The sequence below is a fragment of the Mesorhizobium sp. WSM4833 genome, assembly GCF_055811095.1.
In genome coordinates this window covers 411179-428352 of sequence record NZ_JBVVQG010000004.1, presented here as the reverse complement: position 1 = coordinate 428352, position 17174 = coordinate 411179, and the positions used below count along the sequence as shown (strand labels likewise).

At 61.8% G+C, this 17174-nt stretch carries 17 protein-coding genes and 1 tRNA gene; 11 read left to right on the top strand and 7 right to left on the bottom strand.

Annotation, left to right across the window (positions count from 1 at the left end; translation table 11 throughout):
• Window positions 1–131: 131 nt before the first annotated feature.
• Window positions 132–599 carry an Hsp20 family protein gene (locus AC0L2D_RS10475; RefSeq protein ID WP_013529716.1) on the bottom strand — a complete coding sequence of 156 codons (468 nt, stop codon included), beginning with the start codon at window positions 597–599 and terminating at the stop codon, window positions 132–134.
• 481 nt (window positions 600–1080) lie between these two features.
• On the opposite strand from AC0L2D_RS10475, the gene AC0L2D_RS10470 reads away from it, so the two are divergent.
• Entirely contained in the window at window positions 1081–2058 is a 978-nt protein-coding gene (locus AC0L2D_RS10470) for an alpha/beta fold hydrolase (RefSeq protein ID WP_127385173.1), read from the top strand.
• Between the two features lie 17 nt (window positions 2059–2075).
• On the opposite strand, the gene hisN is transcribed toward AC0L2D_RS10470, so the two are convergent.
• Window positions 2076–2849 carry a histidinol-phosphatase gene (gene hisN / locus AC0L2D_RS10465; protein WP_473540977.1) on the bottom strand — a complete coding sequence of 258 codons (774 nt, stop codon included), beginning with the start codon at window positions 2847–2849 and terminating at the stop codon, window positions 2076–2078.
• Window positions 2850–3150: 301 nt separating this feature from the next.
• Complete coding sequence (locus AC0L2D_RS10460) at window positions 3151–4092, bottom strand: N-formylglutamate amidohydrolase (RefSeq protein ID WP_473540976.1); 942 nt, start codon at window positions 4090–4092, stop codon at window positions 3151–3153.
• A gap of 164 nt (window positions 4093–4256) precedes the next feature.
• Here AC0L2D_RS10460 and cpdR point away from each other — a divergent pair, with 164 nt between their 5' ends.
• Together cpdR and AC0L2D_RS10450 are read left to right on the top strand one after the other, a co-directional pair.
• The gene (gene cpdR / locus AC0L2D_RS10455; RefSeq protein WP_006199474.1) at window positions 4257–4619 is read left to right on the top strand and encodes a cell cycle two-component system response regulator CpdR; all 363 of its coding nucleotides are present in this window, start codon (window positions 4257–4259) and stop codon (window positions 4617–4619) included.
• Between the two features lie 116 nt (window positions 4620–4735).
• Window positions 4736–4810, top strand: a tRNA-Val gene (locus AC0L2D_RS10450).
• Window positions 4811–5084: 274 nt separating this feature from the next.
• Here AC0L2D_RS10450 and AC0L2D_RS10445 read toward each other — a convergent pair.
• Window positions 5085–5291 (bottom strand): hypothetical protein, encoded by a 207-nt coding sequence (locus AC0L2D_RS10445; RefSeq protein WP_013529712.1) that lies wholly within the window; start codon window positions 5289–5291, stop codon window positions 5085–5087.
• A gap of 403 nt (window positions 5292–5694) precedes the next feature.
• Here AC0L2D_RS10445 and AC0L2D_RS10440 point away from each other — a divergent pair, with 403 nt between their 5' ends.
• Window positions 5695–6462 carry a Stf0 family sulfotransferase gene (locus AC0L2D_RS10440; RefSeq protein ID WP_473540975.1) on the top strand — a complete coding sequence of 256 codons (768 nt, stop codon included), beginning with the start codon at window positions 5695–5697 and terminating at the stop codon, window positions 6460–6462.
• A 452-nt stretch (window positions 6463–6914) separates the two neighbouring features.
• Here the strand turns inward: AC0L2D_RS10440 and AC0L2D_RS10435 are convergent, their stop codons facing one another.
• Together AC0L2D_RS10435 and AC0L2D_RS10430 are read right to left on the bottom strand one after the other, a co-directional pair.
• Window positions 6915–7310 carry a hypothetical protein gene (locus tag AC0L2D_RS10435; protein WP_013529710.1) on the bottom strand — a complete coding sequence of 132 codons (396 nt, stop codon included), beginning with the start codon at window positions 7308–7310 and terminating at the stop codon, window positions 6915–6917.
• Window positions 7311–7324: 14 nt separating this feature from the next.
• A complete protein-coding gene (locus AC0L2D_RS10430; protein ID WP_224621359.1) occupies window positions 7325–7657 on the bottom strand; it encodes a lysozyme inhibitor LprI family protein in 333 nt (110 codons plus the stop codon).
• 202 nt (window positions 7658–7859) lie between these two features.
• Here AC0L2D_RS10430 and AC0L2D_RS10425 point away from each other — a divergent pair, with 202 nt between their 5' ends.
• Entirely contained in the window at window positions 7860–8150 is a 291-nt protein-coding gene (locus AC0L2D_RS10425; RefSeq protein WP_473540973.1) for a hypothetical protein, read from the top strand.
• Window positions 8151–8378: 228 nt separating this feature from the next.
• Window positions 8379–10547 (top strand): alginate lyase family protein, encoded by a 2169-nt coding sequence (locus tag AC0L2D_RS10420; protein ID WP_473540972.1) that lies wholly within the window; start codon window positions 8379–8381, stop codon window positions 10545–10547.
• A 55-nt stretch (window positions 10548–10602) separates the two neighbouring features.
• Here AC0L2D_RS10420 and AC0L2D_RS10415 read toward each other — a convergent pair whose 3' ends face one another.
• Window positions 10603–11757: a dihydrodipicolinate synthase family protein gene (locus tag AC0L2D_RS10415; protein WP_473540970.1), complete on the bottom strand. Its 1155-nt coding sequence runs from the start codon at window positions 11755–11757 to the stop codon at window positions 10603–10605.
• Between the two features lie 239 nt (window positions 11758–11996).
• On the opposite strand from AC0L2D_RS10415, the gene AC0L2D_RS10410 reads away from it, so the two are divergent.
• Genes AC0L2D_RS10410 through AC0L2D_RS10390 form a run of 5 tightly spaced genes read left to right on the top strand, consistent with a single transcriptional unit; the run spans window position 11997 to window position 17119 of the window.
• Window positions 11997–13055 (top strand): LacI family DNA-binding transcriptional regulator, encoded by a 1059-nt coding sequence (locus tag AC0L2D_RS10410; protein ID WP_127365982.1) that lies wholly within the window; start codon window positions 11997–11999, stop codon window positions 13053–13055.
• On the top strand, window positions 13052–13231 hold the full coding sequence (locus tag AC0L2D_RS10405; RefSeq protein ID WP_063173051.1) for a hypothetical protein: 180 nt from the start codon (window positions 13052–13054) through the stop codon (window positions 13229–13231). Before AC0L2D_RS10410 ends, AC0L2D_RS10405 begins: the two co-directional genes overlap by 4 nt.
• Window positions 13228–14829 carry an acyl CoA:acetate/3-ketoacid CoA transferase gene (locus AC0L2D_RS10400; RefSeq protein ID WP_473540969.1) on the top strand — a complete coding sequence of 534 codons (1602 nt, stop codon included), beginning with the start codon at window positions 13228–13230 and terminating at the stop codon, window positions 14827–14829. Before AC0L2D_RS10405 ends, AC0L2D_RS10400 begins: the two co-directional genes overlap by 4 nt.
• Window positions 14822–15598, top strand: coding sequence for an enoyl-CoA hydratase/isomerase family protein (locus AC0L2D_RS10395; protein WP_013529703.1), 777 nt, complete (start codon window positions 14822–14824; stop codon window positions 15596–15598). Before AC0L2D_RS10400 ends, AC0L2D_RS10395 begins: the two co-directional genes overlap by 8 nt.
• Window positions 15599–15607: 9 nt before the next feature.
• Window positions 15608–17119, top strand: a complete 1512-nt coding sequence (locus tag AC0L2D_RS10390; RefSeq protein ID WP_063168955.1) for an aldehyde dehydrogenase family protein — start codon at window positions 15608–15610, stop codon at window positions 17117–17119.
• The last annotated feature ends 55 nt before the right edge of the window (window positions 17120–17174 follow it).

Here is a 17174-nt window from a genome sequence, read left to right as displayed (position 1 = left end):
CTCCGGGCGGCGCCCGCGGGCCGGTCCGGGCCCTCGTGCGGCGCGCTCTGGCGCACCTCAACCAAAACCCCCTCAACACCCCTCCCGGCCGCGCCCCCCCCCCGCTTCCGTCTCGGGAGGAGACTTGTACTTTAGGCAGCGGTCTTGGCCTCGATCTGCTTGGCCTTGGCCGAAGACGCCGTAATGGCGATCTTGCGCGGCTTCAGCTCCTCGGGGATGTTGCGCTTGAGGTCGACGAACAGCAGGCCGTTCTTCAGCGAAGCACCGACAACTTCGACGTGGTCGGCAAGCTGGAAGCGGCGTTCGAAGGCTCTCGAGGCAATGCCGCGATAGAGCAGTTCAGAGCCTTCGCCGGTGCCCTCGTCCTTGCGCTCACCCTTGACGGTCAGCACGTTGCGATGGGCTTCGATCGAGATTTCCTCGTCAGAGAAGCCGGCAACCGCCATCGAGATCCGGTAGGAATCCTCACCGGTGCGCTCGATGTTGTAGGGCGGGTAGGTCTGCGCGCCATCCGGCTGCGCAAGCGAATCGAGCATCGTGAACAGACGATCGAAGCCGACGGTCGAGCGATAAAGCGGGGAAAAATCAACGTGACGCATGAGGTGTTCTCCTGTTGAGCAACATGGTTTGCGTATGGCCGGTGCGAAACCCTTGAGCGGCGTTTCGGGTGGGCCAGCGGCCCCGACATTGGCGACCGCACGAGACATTTGGGGAGCGCTGGAAAGCATTTCAAGATTTCACCTGGCGGCAAAAGCCACGGCGGCCGGACCCTTGATGAACGGCAGATGAACCGGCACTTCGGCGCGCGTTCAGGCAGCCGGCGCTAAAGTCCATTCCAGGATCAAGGACTGGCGGCGCCGATTGCACAACAGGCACCGCAACGAGGCCGACCGGGTGTAACGTCCCTTCCTCCCGGATCGACAGAGGCCGGAAGCACGCTTTCAAGCGGCTTCCGGCCTTCCCTGTTGCAGCCCAGTCAGTCACCGGGAATTCCTTGGCTTTTGGCGCATGGGCGTCTATCACCTTAGCGGAGCCGGCCAGCACAGGCGGGCATGCGAGACGCCGAGCACGAAGCGCCGAATGACGGATCTTTTCACCGAAAACTCCCTTTTTCACGAAATCGAGGGCAATCCGCGGCCGGAAAACGCCGCCGGCGGCTTCTTCACCACGCGTGACCGCAAGAATATCCGCTACGGCCTGTTCGGCGCGGTCGCTCGCCCGATGAAGGGCACCGTGGTCCTGCTCACCGGCCGCAACGAGTGCATCGAGAAATATTTCGAAACCATCCGCAACCTTGCCGATCGTGGCTTTGGCGTCGCCACGCTCGACTGGCGCGGCCAGGGCGATTCAGACCGGCTGATCCGCGATCGCCAGCGCGGCTACGTCAGCAGCTTCCGCGACTACACCGCCGACCTCGAACAGTTCTTCGAGGAGATCGTGCTGCCCGATTGCCGCGGACCCTACTACATCCTGGCCCATTCGGCAGGCGCATTGATCACCCTGCTGGCCGCGCCGTCGATGGTGAACCGCGTCCGGCGCATGGTGCTGATCGCGCCCTTCCTGACGCTGCCCGACCTGCCGGTCTCGATCTCGACGGTTCGCCGCGTCTGTTCCCTGTTCTGCGCTCTCGGCCTCGGCCGGCTCTATGCCGCCTGGGGTCCGCGGCCGAGGGTAACGGCCCCTTTCGAGACCAACAAGCTGACATCGGACCCGGAACGCTATCGGCGCAACACACGGATCTATGAAGAATACCCGCAACTGGCGCTTGGCGGGCCGACGATCCGTTGGCTGCGGGCAGCCGCGAAAGCTTCGGAAGCCGTCAGCGACCCCGACTTCATGGCCCGGATCCAGGTCCCGCTGCTGATCATCGCCGCCGGCGCCGACCAGGTCGTCTCGACCAGGGCTGTCGAAGCCTACGCCAGGCGTCTGCGGCTCGGTTCATTGCTGATGATCGACGGCTCCCGCCACGAAATCCTGCAGGAAGCCGATATCTACCGCGAGCAGTTGCTCGCCGCCTTCGACGCCTTCATTCCCGGCAGCGACGACCCCACGGCCTGACGGCCGCCGGTCGCTGGTCAGCCGCGCAAGGCGGCCATGGCAGCTGCGTGGAGTTCCGGCGTTGCAGCCGCCAGGACATCGCCGCCCTTTTCCGCAGGCCCGCCATCGAATGTGGTGACCACACCGCCTGCCTTCTCGATGATCGGGATCAGCGCCACGATGTCGTATGGCTTCAGACCGGGATCGGCGACGATATCGACGCTTCCCGAAGCGATCATGGCGAAGGCATAGCAATCGGCGCCATAGCGGGCGAGTTGGATCTGTCTTTCGAATGCATCGTAACGGTTGCGCGCTTCGCCTTTGAATAGCGCCGGCGTGGTGGTGAACAGCGTCGCCTGGTCCAACTTCGTCGTCTTGCGGGTCGTCAGTTTTCGCGGCCCGCCCGGCCCCTCATAGTGCGAACCTGAGGCGTTGGCGTAGAACAGCTCGCCGGTGAAGGGTTGCGCCATCATGCCGGCAACGGCGTCACCGTCGACCGTCAGCCCGACCAGCGTGCCCCACACCGGCAGGCCGGAAATAAAGGCGCGCGTGCCGTCGATCGGGTCGATCACCCAGACATGCCGGCTCGAAATGTTCTCGCTGCCATGCTCCTCGCCGAGAATGCCATGGTCGGGATACTCGGCAGAGATCAGCGCCCGGATAGCGCGCTCGGCCTCGCGATCGGCCTCGGTGACCGGATCGAAACTGCCCTGTTCCTTGTTGGCGACCGCGCCTTGGGCACGAAAGCGCGGCAAGGTCTCCGCCCCTGCCACCTGCGCGATGCGGCGCATGAAATCGACACTGATGTCCAACTGATTCTCCCGCACTGCAGCATGTCCGAGCCGTGCTCTGCCGCCAATTTCGTACCAAAACAAGTGTGTTCGACGACTTCTCCGCGACGACATCTGTTGCCCGGATGTCACATAAGCGTCGTCGAAACGCAATTTCCACATCAGAGTGAATTAAAAAAGCCTGAAGGTCGCTTGACATTTGTGCAACGCACAATACCCTTGACCTCGGACAGGGTTTCCTGTCCATGCCCTCCTTGGGCGTTTCCTCCCTAGACTTCGACCGTATCGTGCAAACGATGCGGTCTTTTTTTACGCCGCGATTTCACTCCGCGGCCAGCGGCAGGTCGATGAAATGATGGTCGGGCATCGACATCAGGTCGGCTGAGAACCGCGTCAGATCGTCGGCCAGCGCATCGAAGCCGGCGGCCTTCTCGAATGTCCGTTCGTTCATGTAGAGCCCGCGATTGACCTCGATCTGCAGCGCATGCAGATGGCGCGCCGGGCGGCCGTAATGCTCGGTGATGAAGCCGCCGGCATAGGGTTTGTTGTGGGCAACCGAATAGCCCATGGCGCTGAGCAGGCCGATCGCGGTCTCGGTCAGGGCGGCGGTTGCCGAGATGCCGAAACGGTCGCCGATGATGAAGTCGGGCCGCAGCCCGCTGTCGCCGACACGGATGCTCGCCGGCATCGAATGACAGTCGATCAGCACGGCAAAACCGAACCGCGCATGGGTCCGGGTCAAAAGCCGCTTCAGCGTCTCGTGATAGGGCTTGTAGACGGTTTCGATCCGGGCAACGGCTTCCGACAGCGGCAGGCGGCCGGAATAGATGTCGAGCCCCTCGCCGACCAGCTTCGGCACCGTGCCAAGCCCACCCGCCACCCGCGCCGAGCGGATGTTGCAGAAGGACGGCACTGGCTCGGCGAACATGCGAGGATCGAGCTCCCACGGCTCGCGATTGACGTCGAGATAGGCCCTCGGAAAATTCGCCGCCAGCAGCGGCGCGCCGAGCGCCACGACACCGCCGAACAGCTCATCGACGTAACAGTCTTCCGACCGGCGGATGGCGTTGCGGTCCAGCCTTGCCATGGCCAGGAAGCGTTCGGGATAATAGCGGCCGCTATGCGGCGAGTTGAAGAGGAAGGGGACGCGCTGCTCGGCGCCCGACCGGATTTCGAAGGGTGGAAAGACCGAAAAATCCTCGGCTGCCGTCTTCAATTTGAACGAACCCGAAAACACCAGTGCATCATGATGTGAAAGTGCCACCTTGCAGGCCGCGTGTCCAGCATTTCAGCGGCGGCACACCCCCCGGCAAATATGGATCATCGCCGTCCGCGTTCACTTGATGTTTACCCTCACCTCCTCATATACAGGATGGTTAACGGGCTTGCCCAACGGCAATCTCGGGCGGGTGATTCGGACGGGATATCATGGCACGCATTCTTCTGGCGGAAGACGACGACGATATGCGTCGGTTCCTCGTCAAGGCGCTGGAGCGCGCCGGTTACCAGGTCAGCGATTTCGACAATGGCGCCAGCGCCTATGAGCGGCTGCGCGAAGAACCGTTCTCGCTGCTGCTGACCGACATCGTCATGCCGGAGATGGACGGCATCGAGCTGGCGCGCCGCGCCACCGAGATCGATCCCGATCTGAAAGTCATGTTCATCACCGGTTTCGCCGCTGTTGCGTTGAACCCGGATTCCAAGGCGCCGAAAGACGCCAAGGTGCTGTCGAAGCCATTCCATCTGCGCGACCTCGTCAATGAGGTGGAGAAGATGCTGCAGGCGGCCTGAGCCGTTTTCTAGGCGAGGCGCCGCACCTCTTCGCCACTGCGGCGAGACGACGCCTTCTTTCCTTTTTCCTGCTATTGACGCGCTGGATCAAAAATGGTGTATGCGCGGCTTCGGATGGGCGTGTAGCTCAGCGGGAGAGCACTGCATTGACATTGCAGGGGTCACAGGTTCAATCCCTGTCACGCCCACCATCCAACCAGACAAATCAGACTTGGATCGACATGCTGGCCGGCTCGCCAGACAAAGCGCGTGGGCATGACGCGCGGGATGAGCAGCGTCGAGGCGGTGGCGGAAGAACGCCTCACTTGGGATAAGCTGGGCACAGCGTGGCACAGGGCCGTCCAGGGCGCGCGTTACACAGAGGTGGACGATTTCGGTGCCTCAAGGGGAGGCTGGACGTTGGCGAGCTTTCGAGCGCAACGCGCCCGTCCCAGCGCTGACCGGAACGGGCGACACGCAATCAGATCATTGCGGCGCTGGATCAGGCGTATTTCCCGGCCTGTCGCCGCCGCCCTTGCCTTCGCGGCAAGGCTCGCCGATGCCGCAGCATTTGCCGTTATAGGTGACGCCAGGCTTCAGCTTGTCGCATTCCCTGGGAGCGGTTGTCTTGCAGCCGGCCAGCACCGAAACGGCGATGGCGGCCAAAAAGACGTTTCTCGAGACAGTAAACATAAGACGTTCTCCTTGATGAACCATGTTTGGACACATCACTTGGTCGCGCCTCGGGTGAATTGGTTCACAAAAATAGTGATGGCGGCGAAAACAACCCTCACGGTTGTTCGACAGAGGACACTCCTGGGCAGGCGCAGCAATCGCGTGGCGACGTGTCGGCGACGGCGAACACGCCCACGATGACGATGGCGGCCGATGCGGCGTCCTAGATGAATTGCGTGGTCATCTGGTCTAGAATCCAGCCAAAGCCCTGGTGACGCCGACAAGCTGGCAACGAAGATCACGGCGGCAATAAGCTGAACACGGTGTTCCTGGACATGGGGCGGGAACGCAGCGCTGATTTGGGTTGAAGGTAAGCGGGCCTTGCGGCATGCGTTGCGGGACAAGGTGAAGTGAGGAGTTTATGCGGGGCGCTGCGATTCTTACAGAGGGAAGAAGCGGTTCGAACTGGCTGGGAAGCCTGACGAACGCAACTGGCCTGATGGGACGGTCGGAGGAATGGCTTGATCCGGCCTATCTACGTTTCGATCCCCGCACCTATGATGATCTTGAAAAAGCGGTCATCGAGAAAGCGTCGACCGACAACGGGCGGTTTGCGATCAAGTTGTTTCCGCGCCATCTGGCCTGGTGTAAGGAGAAATTCGGAAAGGATTTTCTATTCGAGATTCGAAGAAAACACGGCTTGGAATTCATTTTGTTGGAACGTCGCGACCGAATTCAGCAAGCTATTTCGTTCTACCGAGCTAGGATGTCTGGAGTGTGGACGAGCCGGCACGAAGGGAAAGTCAATCCGCGCTCTGTTCCTTATAGCTTCGCCGACATCAGCCAAGCGTATTTCCAGATTGATCGAAGCTATGCGTTCTGGAGGTCCTACCTACAACTTGCGGGGCTGGATTGTCGTCAATTCGTCTACGAAGATTTGCAGCAAGACCCACGGCCCTATCTGGAAGCTGTGGCGGATTATATGGGCGTCCAGGTCCCGGAAGACACCGCCAATTCGAGATTCACTGTTCAACGGGACAGCCTCACGGAAGAATGGATAGTGCGCTTTCGTGAGGACGCAGCGGCCAAGGGCGCCATTGAGGGCATCGGGGAGATGGCGGTGCCAAGAACGCTCGACAATATCGCCCGCTTTGCCCTGAAACGGCCCCTGATCCGAAAGCGCTTCTAGAGGCAGGTACTTTCTTCGGGGGAATTCGATGATCGTTGCAGCTGGCTCGGTTCAGCGCTCAATGCCCCGGCTCTTCCTCCAGAACACCTGGAGTAAATCGCGCTGGTCAACCTTCTGCCCGCAGTAATGATCTTCTTCCGGGATGTCCTGGCCGCCGTGCAGCTTGCTGGGAACGGCGGGCCAGGGTCAGATAGTTTCGTCATGTCGCTCGAACCTGCCATTGCGGCAAAAAGTTCCGGAACCATCCTTCAAGCAGATGGAATCGCGGATCGCGTGTGCAGGATCGGCATTTCCCGGCTGTTCGCCAGAGGTAGAGCGGTTCGCATTTGGGTTGACTTCTAGCCTGCACCTGGCGCAACGCCGCATGTAGTGCTTGAAGTTGGCGAAGGGTTTCTCGATTGGGTTAAGGTCCGGACTATAGGGGGCAGGAAGGAGAGCCTCGCGGAGCCAGCCTACTGGTCATCGTCATCGTTATTGTCTGGATTGTCGACCAAACATCCCGCGCCGTGACACCCTTGGTAATTGCCTTGAGTGTCGAAATTCGGATTGCCGTCCTTGTCGTAACTCGGCCTTGGATCGATGTAGCTGTCGTCCTTTCGACGCGCTTCCTTGCGATCCTTGTCTCTCTGTTCTTGCGCGGCCATGCGATCCAATGAGCGCTGCTCATCTTCTGAACGTTGTGAGGTCTGTTGCATCATGCAGTCGGCAAACCTGTTGGTTCCTGGCCTGTAGCCGTAAGACGCGCACTGTTGCTGATCCATTGCGCGCTGATCCTCAGCGCTGACGCAACCGGCAACCGCCAACGGCACAAGCGCGATCAGCACATATCTCATCTTGAAATTCGGCATTTTGTCACTCCAGATTATTCTGATGGCACCGGGCAAGAGAGGTCACCCTCCTGGCAGTTCAGGTAGGCCTTCAACTGCCTGGTGCGGGCCTTGGTCAGGTCAGCCTGACAAGCAGCGGCAACCATCGGCGCCGCGGAGCCACCATCGTCACCGCTGGATTGAAACGTGCATTCGGCGTTGCGGAACGCAATCCACGCTCTCTGCGCTTTCACGAACCGTGCCTTGCCGTCGGAATCATCCGTAAGCCGCTTCTGGATTTGCTTGAAGGTCTGGTTCAATGCCTGATCGGCTCTTTTGAAGTCCGAAGCTGGATCGGCCAGAGCCGCGGTGGCGGCGAACGACAGCATGGCGACCGCAGCAAGTAGAAAACGCATGATTGTATCCCCCTCATGAAAACAACCACAAGTAAGCACGCATAGGAGCAGCCGGCAAGGCCTGGAAAACCATATAGTAAGCAAAGGGTTGTCGGGTTCAACAATGCAGGACGGACGAGGCTAGGGCCGTGAGGTGATATGCGGGGAGTGGCAGATAACTCATGCATTCGATGCAATGGCGGCCGAATGCGGCCGCCACAAGCTGACCATGTTTGGACACATCGCTTGGTCGCGCGCCGGGAGGATTGGTTCCAAGAAAATTGCGATCACCGGCGCATCTTTTGCGAGCTTGCCTTTGCGTGAAGGCGAATCGCCGATGCCGGGGCATTTGCCATGCTATGTGGTTTTCGGATTTGATTTATCGCATTGTCCTGTCGGCGTTGCCTGGCAACCTGCCGTCACTTATGCAGCAGAACGTAACAGGACATTCGCAACGTTACATGCGAGAGACGTTTTCCATGATTGATCGTGTCGCACAATTCAGGGCTTGGTCGCCTCACGCTCAGAAATGGTCCAGAGTCGAAGTCGGAATGATTGGCGAAACCGCGCGCATCCCCGAGGCGGTGATCGGGATCCGGTCTCCCTGCGTGCCGTCATGAGCTCACAGCCCGGTAGGACAAAACCGTCGTCCTGGCCGAAGATATATCGCGAACTGAACCGTGTGCGCACGCAATTGCGGTCGCCGTGGTCGACATTGGGCAACGCGCTCATTTCCGCAAAGCAGAACGCTGAATACCGGCGCGAACTCGGCAAGCGGATCGAGGCCGCCCGCGAGACTTACACGGCGTCGCCGATCTCGCAGATCGCCGACAGCTTCATGCTCGTCCGGATCATCGGCAATGATCTGGAACCGCGACACCGCAAGGGCCAGTCATTCGACAACGTGCTGTTCATTCTGGACAACGAACCGGTCTTCGACGCCTGCGAAAAATTCTGGATCGTCAATCGAATAGTCGACACCGACGAGGAAGCCCGGATCATCGGCCTGCTCGAAAGCCGCCGCCAGAATTTTCATACAATCCCCTTCGAACTCGATCAGTACCGGAAGATATCCTGGGACGTCGACCAGCTTGTTGCCGGCGACCTCCGATTCTCAGAGAAGGGCCGGGCGAGCGGACAGTCCGCGCGTTACGAAACGCACATCCGCCGCAGCAAGAACCTCTATGTGATGAACAACAATGGGGCTCGCAACGCCGCGCTCGCGATTGCCCGCGACAGGGCAAAATGGCTGATGCCCTGGGACGGGAACTGCTACCTGACAGACTCTGCGTTCCAGCGGATACGGTCCGCGATCGAGAAAAACCCGCACCTTCCCTACGCTGTGGTGCCCATGGCGCGCATTGTCGACAATGCGCTTCTGCTGGACCAGAGCTTCCAGCCGCCGGTCGAGGAGGAGCCGCAGATCATATTTCGAGCCGATACCACGCACCTGTTCGACGAAAACTATGGTTACGGAAGGCGGCCAAAAATCGAGATGCTGTGGCGGTTGGCAGTTCCCGGCCCCTGGGACCGCTACCGCGACGACGCCTGGGATTTCCCACGCCCGGTCCGGGCAGCGGATGCCGGGCTGCTCCAGAAAGCGGGCTGGGTGGCGCGCCTGGATTCAGGGCGTTCGCATCTCGAGATCGGCAAGGCCGGCTTCGTCGCTCGTCTGGTCAGCCGCGATCAGGCGATCGTCGATATGGTCGATCAATGTGACGCCAAGGCAGTCGCCGCTCGGCTTGATACCTCCCGCCTGGCCTTTTATGACGAAGACGCCCTGGCCAACGCGGTGAAGGACGGGCCCATCCTGCACCATCTCGAAACCGCGGCCGGACAGGCACTCGCCCGCGGTCCGTTCAGCGTGCTCGACAAGACTGGCCTAGCCCCCAGCGGGGATCCCCAGGACTATTTTCACCCCGCGCCTTACTGGTGGCCCGACCCCGACAGACCCGACGGCCTGCCCTATATCCGGCGCGATGGCGAACGCGTGCCCGGCACGGCATTGTATGCAGCAGGAAGCGAAACCTACGATCGCACACGCTTGCAGCGCGTCTTCGACGACACAACCGTGCTTGCGCTCGCCGCAACCGTGCTTGATGGGCATCATTATGCCGTCCACGCCGCCAGGCTCATTCGCGCATGGTTTATCGATCCCAGGACAAGAATGAACCCGCATTTGCGCTATGCGCAGGTGCGGTCGGGCCACGACAACAATGAAGGGTCCGGCCACGGCATCATCGAGCTGAAGGATTTCTATTTCTTCCTGGATGCCGTACGCCTGCTCGAGCGAACAGGAGTACTGGGCGACGAGGATCGCGATGCGTTCAGAGCCTGGCTCGGTCCCTACTGCGAATGGCTGGACACCGCGCCGGCAGCCGCGACGGCCTTCTGCAGCAGCAGCAACCAAGGAACATATTACGATTTGCAGCGGGCATCGATCGCCACGTTTCTTGGCGACAGCGCCACCCTGGCCAAGATCAGCCTCTATGCTCGGGAGAGACTAGCAACCCAGATCGCAGCCGATGGCTCCTTGCCCAGGGAACTGTCCCGCACGCGCCCCAGGCACTACGCCATGTTTACCTTGCAAGGCTGGACGTCGCTGGCCCGTGTCCTGTCTTCGGTCGGTGACAATCTCTGGCAACACAAGACAGCCGAGGGACTGGGACTGGTCCAGGCGCTGCACTGGCTTGTTGCGCACGAGAACAAGCCACACACCATGTCGGCCGAAACTGTCGATCCGGATCGGCTTGGGCCGCTGCTTCTCGACCTGACGCACCATGATCCCGCAGGAATGCCACCTGCCGATCTGGGAAGGGCGACCAAGCCCATTTTTCATCCAGACGAGGCAATCGCGCCTTTTTGGCTGTGGCGGAGACGTTAGCGACGCCCGGCATTCCTGGCCTGTCACGTCGATGATGAGAACCACTTTCCGCGCTTCAAACGCCCGCGACGGTGCAAAGGCTCTTCATCCTGGTCACCGCCAGTTCCGGATCGGCCAGCAATCCGGCCTGGTCGGCAAGGCGGAACACGTCGGCATAGTGACGGATGCCGCGCGCCGACTGCATGCCGCCGACCATCGCAAAATGATCCTGATGGCCGTTCAGCCAGGCCATGAAGACGATGCCGGCCTTGTAATACTCGGTCGGCGCCTCGAAGATCTTTCGCGACAGCGGCACGGTCGGCGCCATCAACGCGTCAAAGCCGGCGCGGTCGCCTTCCGCCAGTTTCGCCAGCGCCGCGTTGGCAACTGGCGCAATCGCGTCGAAAATACCCAGCAATGCGTGCGAGTGCCTTTTCTCGTCGCCGGCGATCAGTTCGGGATAATTGAAATCGTCGCCGGTGAACATGACGACGCCGTCCGGCAGACGGTTTCTCAGCGCGACCTCCTTGCCGGCATCGAGCAGTGAGATTTTTATCCCCTCCACCTTGCCAACGTGGCGTTCGATGATGGCAACGACTGTATCGAGAGCGACCTCGAAATTCTCGCTGCCCCAATAGCCCCTGAGCGCCGGATCGAACATGTCGCCCAGCCAGTGCAGGATGACCTTGCCGGAGGACTGCGACAGGATGCGGTCATAGACGCTGACATAGTCGTCCGACCCTTTGGCAACTGCCGCCAACGCCCGGCTGGCCATCATGATCGCCTTGCCGCCGAGCCCTTCGATAAAAGCGAACTGCTCTTCATAGGCCTTGATGACGTCATCGATTGTTTTGGCGGCGGCGGGCGCCAGATGGTCGGTGCCGGCGCCCGAGGCGAGATCGGCGCCATCGACCGTGCGCGCCTCGGCGATCGAGCGGCGGATCAATTCCTGCGCATTTGTCCAGTCGAAGCCCATGCCGCGCTGCGACGTGTCCATCGCTTCGGCGATGCGAAAGCCCAGCCGCCACAGATGGTGACGGAACGCCATCGTCCTCTCCCAGTCGATCACCGGTCTGGACCACGGATCGGTCATGGCGAGCGGATCGGCAACGACGTGCGCGGCGGCATAGGCGATACGCGAAAATCGCGCGCCGATGTCAGGCTGCACGGGCTCGCCAACCAGCGTGTACCGGGTGCTGCCGCCACCCTCACCAGGCAAGGAAATGTCCATCCATCGCTCCCTTCACAACGCTACTAAATGGAACGTTCCAATAAATCAAGGACCTTTAAGATTCGAACTCCCTGCAGGATGAAATGCTGCATTGCAACAAGAAAGCCTTATGGAGTATGCCATTTGAGTACGCACAATCGATGTTCGAGGCGCGGGAAAAATCCCGATTGACTCACGAGCGGAGCAGAGATTAGAACGTTCCAATAGTTTTGGGCCTGCAGTCGGGAGGATGCATCTGGATGGCCAACCGGGCCAAGGCGACGATATTCGACATCGCCCGCGAAGCGGGCGTGTCCAAATCGACGGTATCGCTCGTGCTCCAGGGCAGCGGACTGATCCGGCCCGAAACAGCGAGCAAGGTGCGCAAGGCGATCGAGGATGTCGGTTACGTCTACAACCGCGGCGCCGCCAATCTGCGCAAGGCGCACTCCAACGTCATCGGCATGGTCATCAACGATCTCACCAATCCTTTCTTCGCGGAGCTGGCGGTTGGCATGGAGCGGGTCTTCCAGTCGGCCGGCATCGTGCCGTTCATCGCCAACACGGCGGAAAATCCGGTGCGCCAGGAAGAAGTGCTGAAGTCGCTGATGGAGCAAGGCGTCGCCGGCCTCATCGTGTCGCCGGCTCGCGGCACGACGCCGGGCGCCTTCAGGCGGATCGAGACGGCAGGTCTGCCGGTGGTCTTCGCCATGCGCCGGCTTCCCGAGAGCCGCATTCCGGTCATCGCGCCCGACAATCATCGCGGCGCCTATCTCGCCACCGCTCATCTGATCGGCAAGGGACATCGCCGGCTGGTCTTCTTCGGCGGCTCGTCCGATCTCGTCGTCTATCACGAGCGGCTTGGCGGATTTCGCGAAGCCTGCGAGACGCAGGGCATCTCCGACCGCGACACTCTGGTCGTCGAGGGAGAGACCAGCCGCAGAGGTGGTATCGCATGCCTCGAAACCGCTCTCGCAATGGCTGAACCGCCGACTGCGGCACTCTGCTTCAACGACGCCGTCGCCTTTGGCGCCATGCTGGCGCTGCGCAAGCGCGCGCTTGAGCCCGGAGTTGATTTCGCCATCGTCGGCTTCGACGATGTGGCCGAGGCCGAGCATTACATGCCGGCTCTGACCAGCGTCGCGGTGGACTCGGCGGGTCTTGGCGAACGTGCCGCCCATGTCATGCTGAAAATGATCCAGTCGCGCACCACACGGGCCGAAGACCATATCGGCGCGGTCAATCTGGTGGTCAGGGAAAGCTGCGGCCCGGATCGCCGCATTCGAAACAGGGCGGCCGGTTCGGGAGGCGCTGCATGAGCGTCAAATGGAGCTTGATCGGCGCCAGCACGATCGTCAGGCAGTTCATGATCAACGCCATCCGCGCGCAAGGCGAGGACAGCATCTGGTCATCGGCGTCAACCGAAGCAGCATTGCAAACCGCGAAATCAGGCAAGGCGGTCGCAATCGACCCTGAATTCGGGAGTATGAATTGAGCAAGGTGGTCTCCGCGGCGCAGGCAGCCGGCCTGGTCAAGGACGGCATGGTCGTGTCGGTGTCCTCGTCGAGCGGCCTCGGCTGCCCCGATGCGGTGCTCGCCGCGATCGGCGAACGCTTCGACGCAGAAGGCCATCCGAAGAACATCACCACGCTGCACCCGATCGCAGCCGGCGACATGTATGGCATCAAAGGCATCGACCATCTGGCCAAGCCGGGACTGCTGAAGCGTACCTTGTGCGGCTCCTACCCGTCCGGCCCCTCCTCTTCCGAACCGCCGCAGATCTGGAAGATGATCGGCGACAATTCGGTCGCCGCCTACAACGTGCCGTCCGGCATCCTGTTCGATATGCACCGCGAAGCCGCGGCCAAGCGGCCGGGCGTGCTGACCAAAGTCGGTCTCGACACCTTCGCCGACCCGCGCCACCAGGGCTGCGCCATGAACGACGCCGCCAGCGAGCCGATCGTTTCGGTGCAGCAGTTCGACGGCGAGGAATGGCTCTATTTCCGCTCTATCCTGCCGCAGGTGTCGATCATCCGCGCCACGTCGGCCGACGAGCGCGGCAACCTCACCTACGAGCATGAGGGCGCCTATCTCGGCGGACTGGAACAGGCGCTCGCCGCCCGCAACAATGGCGGCATCGTCATCGCGCAGGTCAAGCGCGTCGTCGAGAACGGCACGCTGAAACCGCATGACGTGCGCGTGCCGGGCGTCCTGGTCGACCATATCGTCGTTGCGCCCGACCAGTTGCAGACGACGCTGACACCCTATGACCCGGCGATCTCGGGAGAAATCTTCCGGCCGCTGTCGAGCTTCCGCACGCCGGAGATGAACGTGCAGAAGGTGATCGCGCGCCGCGTCGCCATGGAGTTGCGCGACGGCATGGCCGTCAATATCGGGTTCGGCATTTCCGCCAATGTGCCGCGCATCCTTCTCGAGGAAGGCCAGCACGGCAAAATTACCTGGGTGATCGAACAGGGCGCGGTCGGCGGCGTGCCGCTGCTCGACTTCAAATTCGGCTGCTCATCGAACGCCGACGCCTTCATGCCCTCGCCGCACCAGTTCATCTATTTCCAGGCCGGCGGCTTCGACGCCTCGCTGCTGTCCTTCCTGCAGATCGATCGACACGGCTCTGTGAATGTTTCGAAGCTTTCGGCGCGGCCGCATGTCACCGCCGGCGCCGGCGGCTTTGTCGACATCACCGCACGGGCGAAGAAGATCGTCTTCTCCGGCTTCTTCAATGCCGGCGCCAAGCTGTCTCTGGCCGATGGCGGCATCCGCATCGACCACGAGGGCAAGGTCAAGAAGGTGGTCAACGAAGTCGAGCACATCTCGTTTTCGGGCAAGCGCGCGGTGGCGCAGGGACAGGACATCACCTATGTCACCGAACGCTGCGTGATGAAGCTGACGCCGGAGGGGTTGGTCGTCACAGAACTCGCACCCGGCATCGATCTGCAGCGTGATGTGCTGGCCCAGTCGGAAATTCCGTTGGCCGTTGCCAGGGACCTCAAGACGACACCGGCAGCCCTCTATCAGGAGCAACCGATAGGCCTGTCGCTGAATGGCGGCGCCTCGGTCGGAGGCGCGCGTGGCTGAGCCTCTCGTCACCTTCGAGCAGGATGGCGCCATCGGTACCATCACGCTGCGCCGGCCGGAGAAATTCAACGCACTGGACATTCCGATGCTGCGGGCGCTAGAGACGGCGCTCGACGCGGCCGAGATGGCCGAGGGCGTCCGCGTCGTGCTGCTGCGCGGCGAAGGCAAGGGCTTTTGCGCCGGTGGCGATGTCGAAGCCTGGGCGCAGATGAGTGCCGCCGATTTCCAGGTGCAGTGGGTGCGCTACGGCCACCGCGTCTTCGACCGCTTGGCGCGGCTGCGGCAGCCGACAATCGCCGTCCTGTCCGGCCATGCGCTTGGCGGCGGCCTGGAACTGGCTGCGGCTTGCGACTTGCGCGTGGCGGAAACACAAGTGAAATTAGGCTTCCCGGAAACCTCGATTGGCGTCGTGCCCGGCTGGTCCGGTACGCAGCGCGCCGTGCGCCGCTTCGGCGCGCAGACGGTGCGCCGCATGGCGCTGGGCGGCGAGATCCTTCTCGCCCCCGAGGCACTCGCCCTGGGCATCGTCGACCGGGTGGTCGCAACTGGCAACGCACACGAAGAAGCAAAGGCGTGGGCGGAAAAGATCGCCGAGCGCGGCCCGCTGGCGACGGAAGCCGCCAAGCTGATGATCGCGGTCGCCGAAGGCGAGGAAAGTGCCGCCGCCACCGAAGCGCTGGCCAGCGGCTTCATCGCCCTGACCGGCGATCTGAAGGCCGGCGTCGATGCCTTCAAGGCCAAGCAGAAGCCGGCCTTTTCGAGATCCTAGAGCAAACATATGAACGCACCCCTGAAGATCGCCATGCCGGCCGAGGCGGCCGAAGCCCCGAAAGGCTACAAGCTGCTGATCAACGGCAAGCATGTCGATGCCCGCGACGGCCGCACGATTGCTCGAAACAGCCCCGGCCACGGCTTCACCGTCTCGCACTATGCGCAGGCCGGTGAGGCCGAAGTGGAAGCCGCTGTGCTTGCCGCCCACAGGGCTTTCGAAACGGGTCCATGGCCGCGCATGAAGGCGGCCGAACGTGCCGGGATCCTGCTCAAGGCAGCTGATCTGATCGAGGGCCGGCTGGAAGACATCGCCCGGCTCGACGCACTGGAATCGGGCAAACCGATCGCCCAGGCACGCGGCGAGATCGGCGGCGCCGTCGACATCTGGCGCTATGCCGCCTCGCTTGCCCGCACCCTGCATGGTGAAACCTACGCCAATCTCGGCGACGCCATGCTGGGTGTCGTCCTGCGCGAACCGATCGGCGTCGTCTCGATCATCACCCCGTGGAATTTCCCGTTCCTGATCGTCAGCCAGAAACTGCCCTTCGCGCTCGCCGCCGGCTGCACGGCGGTGGTCAAGCCGAGCGAAATGACCTCGGCCTCGACCTTCGTGCTCGGCGACATCCTGATGCAGGCCGGCCTGCCCGCCGGCGTCGTCAATATCCTGGCCGGACTTGGCGCCGATGTCGGTGCGCCGATGGTCAGCCACCCGCTGGTCGAAATGGTCTCGTTCACCGGCTCCACCCGCGTCGGCAAGATGACGATGGCATCCGCCGCGCAGTCGCTGAAGAAAGTCTCGATGGAGCTCGGCGGCAAGAACGGCCAGATCGTCTTCCAGGACGCCGACCTCGAAGCGGCCGCCGATGCGGCGGTGTTCGGCGGCTTCTTCAATGCCGGCGAGTGCTGCAATGCCGGCAGCCGGCTGATCGTGCACGAGGCGATCGCCGACGATTTTCTCAGCGCCGTCAAGGCGCTTGCCGCCAGGGTCACGGTCGGCGATCCGCTCGATGACCAAACCAAGGTCGGCGCGATGATCTCGTCCGACCATTTGGCCAAGGTTGCCGGTTACGTTGCGGCAGCCGCGACCGAGGGCAGCAGCATCTACAGCGGAGGCAAGCAATTGGCCTCCAATATCGGTCAATACCTCGATCCCACCATCATCCGCGGCGTCACCGAGGACATGGCCATAGCGCGCGAGGAAGTGTTCGGCCCGGTGCTCTCGGTGCTGACTTTTGAATCGATTGAAAAGGCGTTGCACATCGCCAACAACACGCCCTATGGTTTGTCGGCAGGCGTGTGGAGCGCCAGCATCGACACTTGCATGTCGGTCGCGCGCGGCGTGCGTTCGGGAACCGTTTGGGTGAACACGTTCATGGAAGGTTATCCCGAGCTGCCTTTCGGAGGCTACAAGCAGTCCGGTCTCGGACGCGAACTCGGCAAACGCGCCGTCGAGGATTATACCGAGGAAAAGACAATCCAGTTTCATCGCGGCCAGCGCACCGGGTGGTGGGTCGGCTGAGTTGAGAAGAACCCGGCGGCATCCGCCGGTCGTGTAATGCAACAAGGGAGGAAGT